Here is a 12,062-nt window from a genome sequence, read left to right as displayed (position 1 = left end):
ATTGCAAGTGGAACGAATGCGACTTCAACTGGTAAGGGTTCAAGCGCATCAGGGGCAAGTTCAATTGCAACAGGTGATACGGCTACCGCAAGTGGTGCTGGTGCTATTGCTACAGGCGCCAACTCAGTAGCAAATCAGCAAAATGCGACCGCAACAGGTAATCAAGCCCAAGCTACGGGAACTTCAGCATCAGCTTATGGTGACACCGCTATTGCAAGCGGAGTAAATGCCACCGCCACAGGTGTTAGAGCCACCGCCAGTGGTGCAAGTTCAATTGCAACAGGTGATACTGCAACTGCAAGTGGTACTAATGCCATCGCGACAGGTACTAATGCCCGTGCAATTGGTGAAAATGCTATCGCAACAGGTACTAATGCTACAGCGGATGGTTTGAATGCAACTGCTACTGGTGCTGGTGCTGTAGCAGAGGGTTTAAATGCAACTGCTACTGGTGCAGGCGCCGTGGCACAAGGTTCATTTGCTACTGCCACAGGTGCAGGAACTACGGCAATTGGCGATAATTCAATTGCTATAGGTAGAACTGTAAATGCAACTGGTAATAATTCAACTGCTTTTGGGAATAATGCTACCGCTAGTCAGAATAATTCATCAGCTTACGGTAACAGTTCTACAGCAAGTGGAATAAATTCTTCTGCCTATGGCAACAGTGCAAATGCTAGCGGAATAAATTCATCTGCTTATGGCAGCAATGCTAGGGCAAGCGGAGCTAATTCATCTGCCTACGGTAATAGTGCAAATGCCAGTGGTAATAATGCTACAGCTTATGGTAGTAGCGCTATGGCAAGCCAAGATAATGCATCTGCTTTTGGCTACAATGCTACAGCGAGTCAAATCAGTGCGACAGCTGTAGGTTCTGGTGCTACAGCATTAGGCGCAAATTCTGTGGCTTTTGGGGGTGGTATTTTCAATACTCAAACTGGAAAATTTGAGCAAGCTGCAACCGCCGAAGGCAATCAGTCAGTAGCTACCGGATTTGGTTCCAATGCCTTACAGGCAAATGCCATTGCTGTGGGTGCGGCTACTGCGAGTGCTGAAGGTGCTATTGCGATTGGACAAAATGCTAGGGCAAGTGAGATTGGTACGGTTGCCATAGGTCGCAATGCCCAAGCAACAGGAGACCCAGCAACAGCAGTTGGTGATTCATCGCTTGCTCAAGGTATAGATTCTGCAGCTTTTGCATTCAGAGCTCAAGCGACTGGCGACTACTCCACTGCCATTGGTACTGTTACACAAGCAACAGGTGCAAACTCAACGGCGATTGGTTCAAATGCAGTTGCTTCTGGCGTCGGATCAACTGCAATTGGTGCTAACGCGATTGCAACAGGTGCAAATCAGATGGCTTTTGGTACTCCTGCTAGTTATTACACATTACCAGGGCTAGCTCCTTCTGGCGAGTTTGTTGGCAGCGCGCGTCAGACTGGTGAAAGCCGCTTTGTGACAGTAGACCAGTCTGGCAACTTAGGTACTGCTTCTGCTTTGTTTGATCCCAATATAGTTGAAAAGATTGAAAGAGGATTAGTTACTTTGGGAGAACAAATTCAGTCAGTTGGCGCCCTTGCTGCTGCTTTATCATCTATTCCGAACACAGTTTCACCTGATAGTAATGGTGGTTGTGGTATTGGAGGAGGTGTCTACGGTAGTTCATTTGCTGGCGCCCTTGGTTGTGTTGCTCGCATAACTAAGAGCATTACCTTTAATGCAGGTGGGTCGATAACATCTGCTCCTGCTTCCTCTAGCTACAGCAGCACTCCTAGCTTCATGGGTCGTCTAGGTATCTTCTTCCAGTTCTAATTTGGAGTAAGGGGCTTTAATCTAACTAAAAGATTAATAACACCGCAAGGATTGATTCCGCTGCTCGAACGTATTCTTTTTAAGCCTAACTGTCAGTAACATTGTCAAATACTGATAGTTAGGCTTTTTAAAAATGTTCAAAGTCAGGTCATAATTTTTTTGTAAAGGCTTTTTAATTCTCTAAGCAATATTTTAGGGTATTGGATAGATAGAATCTAATAAAACAGGGTGAATGGCTACAGCCATGTACTCTACACTAATATTTGACGTTCCTAACAATCGCTATTATTATTGGAATCGATCTAATCGCTTCTGAATTACTTTTATTCCAATGGCATTTCACATTATGAAATTAAACGCTATCTCACTTTCTGTTCTATCGATTTTCTCTCTAATCCTGACAACACTTCCTAGCCCAGCTCAAACCCGCCCCCAACAACGCCGTAATAATACTAATACAAATAATACAAACTCCACAGTCGTTAATGATTGGTCAAAAAATGCTAAGACTGAGGCTGAATTTCTGCAAGGGTGCGTAGGACAACAAAGCTTACCACCAGCCCAGAGAAAAGCTAAAGAAAACTTTTGTAAATGCGCTTTTAACGCTTACAAGGCTCGCTACACTCCCCAAATGTTTTTTCAGATTAATGGTCTAGCTTTACAAGTAGGCCAAGATGGACCGCGCTTGGTTAATTTAATGATGAAACCTGAATTAGATCGCTGTTCTACTCAAACAAATTATTTTCCCTAATTGTTATGTCTTGCTTAAGTCGTTGCACTACTGCCCGTTACTCAATTAACAGATTATATCTGTTAAAGCTGTTACTCCCGATAGGGGTATTATGGATAACCTTTTCCACGAGTGTTCAAGCTCAAGTCTCTCCCAGTAATCAACAGCCAGCTACAAATTCATCTCTGAGTGCAGAGCAAAATTTTCAGAACGGTAATCTCACGCGCGCGATTCAACAATGGAATCGTAATATCAAAAATGGTACCAATGTTGTCGAAGCTCTATTTAATCGTTCTCAAGCTTACATTTTGCTAAAGCAATACGACTTTGCAATACAAGACTTAAATAAACTGATTCAAATTCAAGGGCAAAAAACTCCATTTCAGGTTTTTCTTGTTAAGGGGATTGCCCTTAGTGAATTGAATCAATTACCAGAAGCTATTCAAAGTTTTAATCAAGCAGAAAAATTACAGCCTTCCCCTTTAGTTTACAGTAATCGAGCGTTGGCATATCAACGAACTGGACAACTGCCGAAAGCTTTGGAAGATTTAAGTTTGGCAGTGCAATTGGCGCCAACAATGGTTAATCGCTTAAATCTTGCAAATTTACGTATTCAACTTGGTCAGTTTAAACAAGCACTCTTAGAGATGAATCAACTGATTGCCACAGAAAAATCATTTTTTCCTTCTTATCTAACTCGTGGTATTGCTTACTACAACTTAGGTCAGTACGAAACAGCAATTCGCGATTTTATCTTTAGTCTCAAGATTTTTCCAGATCAACCAGAAGCCTACTATTATGCTGGCTTATCTTTTGCTCAATTAAATCGTAAAGAAGATGCTGCCCAAAATCTAGTTCGTTCCGCTGATCTCTATCTTCAACGAAACCAATCTAGTAACTATCGTCAGGTTATCGAAAAAATGAACGAACTCAATTTGCAGTAAAACCCTTTTAATTATTAATAGAAAAAGCTTCTATTTGTCACACATAAATTATTAGAGACGTTACATACAACGTCTCTATATTTTTAAAATTAATAATATTGATTAGTAAATATTTTTAAAAATCATCTTAAAGTTATTGTATTTTTGCATTTAACCTTGGTAAACTTTTTAGCGCACGTTCTTCAAACTTTCAACATTAGAGCTAAACATATCAGCAAATATACTCATTACAGTTCTATCTCTAATCTTGATATTCGTACTTACTCCCATCCCGGACTGTAAAGAAATATTGCGTTCATTGACTTTTAAATTTTGAGTTTGAAGTTCCACTTTTGCGGGGAATCTATAAAAGGGATAAATTTGGTCTGGTGGTAGCGCATCTGAACCTATGGATACAAGTCTACCTTTAATATCACCAAATTCGCTAAACGGAAATGAGTCAATTCTGACATCAACGGTCATCCCTTCTTTTACAAAACCAATATCTTTGTTGGTAATAAAGACTTTAGCAATAAGTTTATCTGTGGGTACTACTTTCAAAATTGGTTCGCTGCCAGTAACTACAAACCCGGAAGATTTTGCTTTTAGTTCAAAAATAGTACCATTAACAGGCGCCGTTATTACCTGGTATTTAAGGTTCATTTTCGCTTGGCTGATTTGTGAATCTATTTCCGCCATCCGTTTACTATTCTCGACAATCGATTTATTCATTTGACTGTCAATTTCAGCGATACGTTTGGCATTTTCAGCAATTCGGTCTAGCCAATCTTTACGAGAAACTGCTGTAGTGTTTTGTAATTTTGCTTGCCCTTCAGCAATTTCTGCCTGTAATTTAAATTTCTCTTTTGTTAGCTGGTCGAGTTGAGATTGAGCGTTTCGCACTTCTTCCTGTTGTTTAAGAAATTGTAGTTGCGATATGGCGCCTTGTTTTGCTAGCCCTGAAATGTTATTTAATATTCCTTGATTCATTTTTAGCGTATCTTTTGTAGCAGCAATACGGATGTCAGTTTGTTCTAGCTGGCGCCGAAGCTGGTCAATTTCTAAAGAAGCTGCTGCAACTCGCGCATTTAATTCAATTTGGGTTCCAGAAATGCGTTCGCGCTGTTCAAGAGTTAGTTGACCTGCGGCAACACCATCAAGCTGGCTGCGATAAACTTGATTTTCTGCGACTAATGCAATACGGCTTTTAGTTAAATCAAGGATTGAGGCAGGAAGTAGGGTTGTGGATGAGTTAACCGATTCTCCGCGTAACTGAGCAGTATAAAACTGGTTTTCTTGAGCTAGAGAGGTACGGATTTTTTGTAATGATTCTAATTGTGCTTTGGCGGTTGTGTTGTCAAGTACAATTAGTTTATCTCCCGCTTTTACTTGCTCACCATCCTCAACAAATATATCTTTAACTACTCCACCAATAGGCGCCTGCACATCTTTTGTGGCACCGAATGGTTCGAGTTTTCCTGTTGCAGAAACAGCTTCTTCTATTTTGGCGATGTTTGCCCATATAATTGTACCAGTTGTTGCCAGCATTAGCCCCCATAGTATTGCGCGCGACCATTTACGAGGTTGTTTTAATATTACAGGTTGCTCAAATTTGGGGACATGTCTGATTGCAGAACTTAGTGGTTTTTGTTGGATTTCTTCGGTATTTTGTGGTAGTTTTGCACTCAATTCCTGCATTGATATTGCGCTTGTAGAGGAATTAGCTTTACCGTTATTGCTTGCGTGATTACCGTTGGCGCCGTTACCGTTATTAGAATTCATAAGTTGTTATGATTTAGGTTTTAAGTTTTGAGGTTAGATTCCCGACTTGTTAAAGAAGTCGGGAATCTAAACCTGAGCAGCTTCTTGCTGTTGTGATAAGCAGTAATAAAGTCCTTTCATTGCCGTTAATTGACTATGAGTACCTTGTTCTGCAATTTTTCCTGCGTTCATCATTAAGATGATGTCAGCATTTTGGATTGTTGCGAGACGGTGCGTAATAAATAAGACCGTGCGTCCTTTGAATGCGATTTGTAGATTTAAGCACACCTGCCGTTCGGTCGCGTAGTCTAGGGCACTTGTTGCTTCGTCAAGAATTAATAGCGGTGGATTTTGTAGTACAGTACGCGCGATTGCAATTCTTTGTCTTTGTCCACCTGATAAAGCTGCTCCTCTTTCACCAACGCGCGTGTTATATCCATTGGGCAAACTCATTATGAAATCATGCGCGCAGGCAATTTTAGCTGCATCGACAATTTCTTCGGGAGTTGCATCAGGCATGGTTAGAGCAATATTTTCTTGGACTGTAGTGTCAAATAGGAGAGTATCTTGTAGTACCATGCCGATTTGTTGACGCAGCGAATACAGTTCAACCTTGCCGATGTCATATCCGTCAATCAAAATTCTGCCAGCATCAAGTTCGTAAAGTCGGGGGATAAGTTTGGTTAAGGTACTTTTTCCGGCGCCACTTTGTCCGACTACTCCAATAAATGCACCTGCGGGAATTTCAACCGAGATGTTATTTAGTTGCGGATTTGGCGATTTGGCAAAGCTAAAGGTAACGTTTTCGTAACGAACTTGCCCTTTAATAACTGGCATGGGAATATTGCTTTTACCTGCAATTTCAGATTCTTGGGGAGTATCGAGAATATCTGCTAATCGTTCTAGTGATAATGCTGTTTCTTGGAAATTTTGCCAAAGTTGAATTAATCGCAGTAATGGACTGGTAACATATCCTGCGATAATTCTAAAAGCTATGAGTTCTCCAAGGGTCATTTCTCCTTTTAGTACAAGATAGGCGCCTACCCACAGTAATAATAAGTTTGATAATTTATTCAGAAAGTTGCTCAGAGAGCTAGCAGTATTACTAGTTAGTACATTATCAAAACTGGCGCTGATATATCTACCGTAACGTTGCTGCCACTGCCATCTAGAATTAAGTTCAATATTTTGGGCTTTAACAGTTTGAATACCAGATATAACTTCGACTAAATATGATTGAGTTTCTGCATTCTTTTCAGCTTTAGTACGAGTTTGACTACGAACAATAGGAGCAAATATAAATGTTAATATAGCAAATAGTGGTACGGTTGCTAATGCCACAATAGTTAGCAACCAACTATAAAATATCATTACCGCGATATAAATTACCGAGAAGATGGCATCAAGTACAACGGTAAGAGCAGTACCTGTAAGGAACGAACGGATGTTCTCTAATTCATTAATTCTGGAAGATATTTCCCCTACTGGACGTTTTTCAAAGTAGCGCAGTGGTAATCTTAATAAATGGTCAATAACCTCTGAACCTAATGATAAATCTATCCGGTTGGTGGTATCGGCGAATAAGTTTGTACGTAACCAGGTAATTATTCCCTCTATTACTGCCATTGCGATTAATACAAAACCCAAAACGTTGAGAGTGTTGGCGCCATTTTGAATGATTACTTTATCAATAATTACTTGGGTGACTAATGGATTGCCTAGTCCAAGTAGCTGTACAAATAATGAAGCAATAAATACTTCGGTTAAGACTACTTTATGTTTTTTAATCGCTGGTAAAAACCAACTTAAGCCAAATCGCTTTTTTGGAGTTTCCGGTGTAGATTGTAGTAATAATACTTGTCCTTCTTCTCCCCAAGCTTCTACAAAATCTTTAGTTTTTTTGCGGACAATACCTTGTTCGGGGATAGCAAGCGTTACTTCTTTTTCAGATGAATTATAAATAATTGCATAAGTATCAAGATATGGAATAAGTACCGGGGTAGGAAGTTGAGATATGGCAACTGCTGGTGCTTGTATCAGTTGTGCTTTTATCCCTATCAATTCTGCCAGTCCACCACACAATTCTATAGATACTTTGCCTGTTCGCTTATAATTATTAGACAACGCGCGGTGTAAAACATCTCTTCTCCAAGGTATTTCCCAATATTGTGAAAGCATGTGGAGACAGGCAAGTGTTGCATCAACTGGCCCACGACCACGAACAAAGGGGTATTTTATATCCTGTGCGCTAGTTTTAATTGCTGCTGGTTCGGGTTTTTCGGGGGCAAAAGGGACATCTTCCCAAGGATTTTTTTGTGTCGTAATATCTGATGAAGTGGTTTCAGCTTGCTTAAATGATAAAGTTGGGTCAGTAAACCCAATCAGGCGAATTCCGTTACCTGTAGATTGAATATAATCCTGATTATCAGAAATTATATTGGCGCCTGCTGGATAATTACAGTCACCACTACTAACTAACCATAATAAATTCGGGTCTAACTGTGAAAGTGGAATTTTACCCGATGGAAGGTTGAGAATAGTTGAATGATTCGCAGCAGATAGGGCAAGCTCTCTTAAATTGTCTACTACTTTACCCCGACGTTGGAGTTCTTTCGCTAACAAGCTATATACTTCAATTAAACTGTGACGTGAGCGAAAATATTCGGCAACTTCGGGTTGTTTAGATAATAATTCTTGAAAATCTGCTGTAGTCAGGGTGAGACAAACTGACTCTACAGAGGAAATAACTGTTTCGCACGCTACACCTCGAATTATTCCAACGGCGCCGCATAATGCACCTGATTTCAGGGTTTCCAGTGTTTCGGGGGCTGCAGCATCATCATGATATCCTAATAAGCGCGCTTGTCCGGTATAAAGAATAGCTACTTTTGCAGGCAAACTGTCTTTGACAACTATGGCTTGTCCCATCCGGTAACGTAATGGTGAAAGCTTTCGTGCCAGTTTTTCAATATCAGCTACATTCATCCTATCGAAAGGTGGAGTAGCAGCCAAAAAATCAATAATAGTGTTGGAACTAGATACCATAATTGTTAAATTTTTTTGTGCTATGTAGAGACGCGATATATCGCGTCTTCTAAATGGGCATCAGACGCGAATCGCTGCGGGAAAACCTCCGGTTTACGCATCTCTACATCGTTTTGAATTGAAATGGGGTTTTGCTGGAGTTGCTCACCTAGCCATTTTTCAAATAAGTGGTTAATTAGCGTTGCACTTGTTGTTTCATCTAACTGTGCTGGCATTAATTTCTCTAGCCGTAGAATTATGTACCAATTTTCCAACTTCATCGGTGTCCACAACTGCCCAAGAGAGGAAATGGAAAGTTTTTGAGCAATTACTGGATGTGGTTGTGATAAGGGTACTGGTCCGATTAATCCTCCAGTAGTCGCTTCTTGCCCCTGTGAAAATTCCCGCGCGCAATCGGCAAAGCTTTGTTCTTCTGCTTTAATACGGAAGTATAATTCTTGCGCTACCTCCATATCTTGAGTACGCAGCAGCGAATATACAACTTTATCTAATTGGGGTTTGTATTGCAGAAAGTTTTGCTTAAGCGTTCCTCCCCACGTTGCTTGTTTAAATTTCTCTACCCGCAGTTGTTTTGTGGCTAATGCTTCTAACTGTTCTACTGTCATACAGTAGCGTTGAAGTACAGCATCAAGGGCGCTAGGAGTAGTTATTTGATTGTTTTGATAAAATGTAGAAATAGTATTATTTTTCTCTTCAGGCGTTAATTTTATATCAGCGATTACTTTATCGATTATTAGTTCGCGCTGTAACTGTGGAAGTAATTGGTAGCCAGCCAACAGCGGAATAACTTCTGTGGCTGTAACAATTTGTTCGCCAAGTTGAATATGAGCCATAAGGGTTATGTGGCAGGAAAAAAAGGGCAGTTTGTATGATTTCCCTTGCATATCCTGTCTAATTGACTATACGTATGTCATCAGTGACCATACGTACATTTACTTACTGTAATTATGTTGTTTTACGTAAAAATACTGTTGTGATACGGAAAATTATCCTTTTAGCTTTAAAAGCAGGCGCCGAATGACTGAAGCATCGCGTGCGTCGGGTGTACGGTACAAATAAGTTTCTAAATCTTGTGTTGCTTGTGTAAAGCGTCCTAGTTGGTAAGATAGTAAACCACGGTCGCGAGTATCGATGATGGAATCTGGCGCCACCAGTAAAATTCGCTCAACTGCTGCTAAAGCAAGTTCTAATTCTTGCTTGTTCAAATAAATATGTTTTAAATTCGATAGCAAGCGTATTAAAAACTGAGCTTTTGTCACCCTTGGTAGATGTTCGGGTTGTAACTGTACGGGTTGTTGATAAATTTGGCTCAACCGCAACTCGCAATCTTGCGGGAACAATATTTCACCCTCATGGAAAGTATCTATATATATATCCATATCGGGAATATCTGGACGTATCAAAAAATGTCCCGGCATTCCCACTCCCACCATTGGGAAATCTATACGACGCGCGACTTCTAAATATACTAGCGCTAATGTAATTGGAATTCCCAGGCGCCGCTCGATTACGTCATTTAAAAAGCTGTTGCGCGGGTCATAATAGTTTTCGGTGTTACCTGCAAATCCTAAATCTCTGTACAAGTATTCGTTAATACATTTAACTACTCGCATTGGATACCGCGTGTCGGGTAAACGTTCCTGTAGCTCAAATGCCATTGTATCTAATGCGTTGAGATACTCGTCACAGTCCAAGTCGGGGTACTCTTCAGTCGCTATATATAAAGCTGCTTTGGCTAAGTCTATATTTTCATCAACTTGCTGAATCTCTTGATAAAAATATTGCCGTGCCGATACGTAGTTCATAAGCTGATGCTAAAACAATAAGCCGGATAAAATAATTCTTATTTCTATACTAAATCCTTAGCAGGCGGCGCCGAAAATTCTACAAATATTATTTTACCGTAAAAATAAACGCCTCAAAATTGCTTTTACGTCCGAAAAGGCAGTAATTGCGCCTGTAGTCAAGATTTAAGTGAAATGGCATGGCAGTACTCTCGCACTCAACTGAAGGCGAGAGTATTTTTTTTGCTTATGCTGTGCATTGTGATTGAATAATGGTTTTGAATGAAGAATGCAGTAGCATTTAGGACAAACAGCCTTCCTTCGTCGATGTTATCGAGGCACACGACCGCGAGAGTTTTCTGTTACTACCGACTTTCGAGGTTTTATCATAAAGTGCTTGGTTTACGGTTTTATTTAATAATGAATTTATCTCAATGCATCTCGACCGTTCAATGCTACTCTAAAAGATGGATATCGCTTGAACTCAAGCCTATTGACACTATCTGAAATATAGCTTCATAGCAACAACCCAGCATGGTAACGACTGCAGAAAAAACTAACATTGGTTACATTACCCAAGTCATTGGTCCTGTTGTAGACGTAAAGTTCCCCAGCGGCAAAATGCCCCCTATCTACAACGCTTTGACTATTACCGGCAGGAACGAAGCAGGACAAGATGTTTCCGTAACTTGCGAAGTGCAGCAGTTGCTGGGCGACCAACAAGTACGTGCCGTGTCGATGAGTACGACTGATGGCTTAGTACGTGGAATGGAAGCTGTTGACCAAGGGGCGCCTATTAGCGTACCTGTTGGTAAAGCAACCCTAGGACGTATTTTCAACGTTTTGGGCGAACCTGTAGACAACCGAGGTCCGGTCAACAATACAGAAACTCTTCCTATTCACCGTCCAGCACCCAAACTTACCGACCTGGAAACCAAACCTTCGGTGTTTGAAACTGGGATTAAAGTGGTTGACCTTTTAACTCCCTACCGTCGTGGTGGTAAAATTGGTCTGTTCGGCGGTGCAGGTGTAGGCAAAACCGTAATCATGATGGAGTTGATTAATAATATTGCAACTCAACATGGTGGTGTGTCTGTATTTGCTGGTGTGGGCGAACGCACCCGCGAAGGCAATGACCTCTACAATGAAATGATTGAATCTGGTGTAATCAACAACGAAAACCTCAACGAGTCTAAAATTGCACTAGTGTACGGTCAAATGAACGAGCCACCCGGCGCCCGGATGCGCGTTGGTTTGTCTGGTTTGACAATGGCTGAGTACTTCCGCGACGTTAACAAGCAAGACGTTTTGTTGTTCGTCGATAACATTTTCCGATTCGTACAAGCTGGTTCTGAAGTATCCGCGCTTCTAGGTCGTATGCCTTCAGCAGTAGGATATCAGCCCACTTTAGGTACCGACGTTGGCGCCCTACAAGAACGGATTACTTCTACAACCGAAGGTTCTATTACTTCCATTCAAGCTGTATACGTTCCTGCGGATGACTTAACCGACCCGGCGCCTGCAACCACCTTTGCCCACTTAGATGGAACAACAGTATTGTCCCGTGGTTTAGCATCTAAAGGTATCTACCCAGCAGTAGACCCATTAGGCTCCACCTCAACAATGTTGCAACCAGACATCGTTGGTAGCGACCACTACGATACAGCGCGTGCAGTACAAGCTACATTACAACGGTATAAAGAATTACAAGATATCATCGCGATTCTTGGCTTGGACGAATTGTCTGAAGATGACCGTTTAACAGTAGCGCGCGCTCGTAAAATAGAACGTTTCTTGTCGCAACCGTTCTTCGTTGCAGAAGTATTTACAGGTTCACCTGGAAAATATGTGAAGCTTGAAGATACCATCAAAGGATTTAAGCAGATTCTTGCTGGTGAGTTAGATGATTTACCAGAGCAAGCGTTCTACTTGGTTGGTGATATCAACGAAGCCAAAGCGAAAGCTGAGAAAATGAAAGGCTAATTTGATTTTGGATTTCGGATTTTG

At 41.1% G+C, this 12,062-nt stretch carries 8 protein-coding genes; 4 read left to right on the top strand and 4 right to left on the bottom strand.

Annotated elements, in window-relative coordinates; genetic code table 11:
* The 3 genes from DSM106972_RS10395 to DSM106972_RS10385 form a co-directional block, all read left to right on the top strand.
* Positions 1–1,812, top strand: a 1,812-nt coding sequence (locus DSM106972_RS10395; RefSeq protein WP_201800701.1) for a YadA-like family protein, incomplete at its 5' end; no start/stop codon positions are given.
* 346 nt (positions 1,813–2,158) lie between these two features.
* Positions 2,159–2,563, top strand: a complete 405-nt coding sequence (locus DSM106972_RS10390) for a hypothetical protein (RefSeq protein WP_127080625.1) — start codon at positions 2,159–2,161, stop codon at positions 2,561–2,563.
* A gap of 5 nt (positions 2,564–2,568) precedes the next feature.
* Positions 2,569–3,486, top strand: a complete 918-nt coding sequence (locus tag DSM106972_RS10385) for a tetratricopeptide repeat protein (RefSeq protein ID WP_127080624.1) — start codon at positions 2,569–2,571, stop codon at positions 3,484–3,486.
* Between the two features lie 168 nt (positions 3,487–3,654).
* Here the strand turns inward: DSM106972_RS10385 and DSM106972_RS10380 are convergent, their stop codons facing one another.
* The 4 genes from DSM106972_RS10380 to DSM106972_RS10365 all read right to left on the bottom strand — a co-directional run bounded on the left by DSM106972_RS10380 (position 3,655) and on the right by DSM106972_RS10365 (position 10,076).
* Positions 3,655–5,247, bottom strand: coding sequence for a beta-barrel domain-containing protein (locus tag DSM106972_RS10380; protein ID WP_127080623.1), 1,593 nt, complete (start codon positions 5,245–5,247; stop codon positions 3,655–3,657).
* A gap of 66 nt (positions 5,248–5,313) precedes the next feature.
* Positions 5,314–8,271 carry a peptidase domain-containing ABC transporter gene (locus DSM106972_RS10375; protein ID WP_127080622.1) on the bottom strand — a complete coding sequence of 986 codons (2,958 nt, stop codon included), beginning with the start codon at positions 8,269–8,271 and terminating at the stop codon, positions 5,314–5,316.
* A gap of 20 nt (positions 8,272–8,291) precedes the next feature.
* Entirely contained in the window at positions 8,292–9,104 is an 813-nt protein-coding gene (locus DSM106972_RS10370; protein WP_127080621.1) for a peptidylprolyl isomerase, read from the bottom strand.
* 153 nt (positions 9,105–9,257) lie between these two features.
* Entirely contained in the window at positions 9,258–10,076 is an 819-nt protein-coding gene (locus DSM106972_RS10365; protein ID WP_127080620.1) for a SirB1 family protein, read from the bottom strand.
* A 513-nt stretch (positions 10,077–10,589) separates the two neighbouring features.
* Between DSM106972_RS10365 and atpD the strand changes: the two genes are divergently transcribed.
* Positions 10,590–12,038, top strand: a complete 1,449-nt coding sequence (gene atpD, locus DSM106972_RS10360) for a F0F1 ATP synthase subunit beta (protein WP_127080619.1) — start codon at positions 10,590–10,592, stop codon at positions 12,036–12,038.
* Positions 12,039–12,062 lie beyond the last annotated feature (24 nt).

This window comes from Dulcicalothrix desertica PCC 7102 (assembly GCF_003991905.1).
Taxonomy (GTDB): domain Bacteria; phylum Cyanobacteriota; class Cyanobacteriia; order Cyanobacteriales; family Nostocaceae; genus Dulcicalothrix; species Dulcicalothrix desertica.
This window is presented reverse-complemented; position numbering and strand designations above follow the sequence as displayed.

Excerpts from the sequence above, each read along its gene's own strand:
- DSM106972_RS10370 (WP_127080621.1), bottom strand. The coding sequence starts at position 9,104 with ATGGCTCATATTCAACTTGGCGAACAAATTGTTACAGCCACAGAAGTT.
- DSM106972_RS10385 (WP_127080624.1), top strand. The coding sequence starts at position 2,569 with ATGTCTTGCTTAAGTCGTTGCACTACTGCCCGTTACTCAATTAACAGA.
- DSM106972_RS10375 (WP_127080622.1), bottom strand. The coding sequence starts at position 8,271 with ATGGTATCTAGTTCCAACACTATTATTGATTTTTTGGCTGCTACTCCA.
- DSM106972_RS10380 (WP_127080623.1), bottom strand. The coding sequence starts at position 5,247 with ATGAATTCTAATAACGGTAACGGCGCCAACGGTAATCACGCAAGCAAT.
- DSM106972_RS10390 (WP_127080625.1), top strand. The coding sequence starts at position 2,159 with ATGAAATTAAACGCTATCTCACTTTCTGTTCTATCGATTTTCTCTCTA.
- atpD (WP_127080619.1), top strand. The coding sequence starts at position 10,590 with ATGGTAACGACTGCAGAAAAAACTAACATTGGTTACATTACCCAAGTC.
- DSM106972_RS10365 (WP_127080620.1), bottom strand. The coding sequence starts at position 10,076 with ATGAACTACGTATCGGCACGGCAATATTTTTATCAAGAGATTCAGCAA.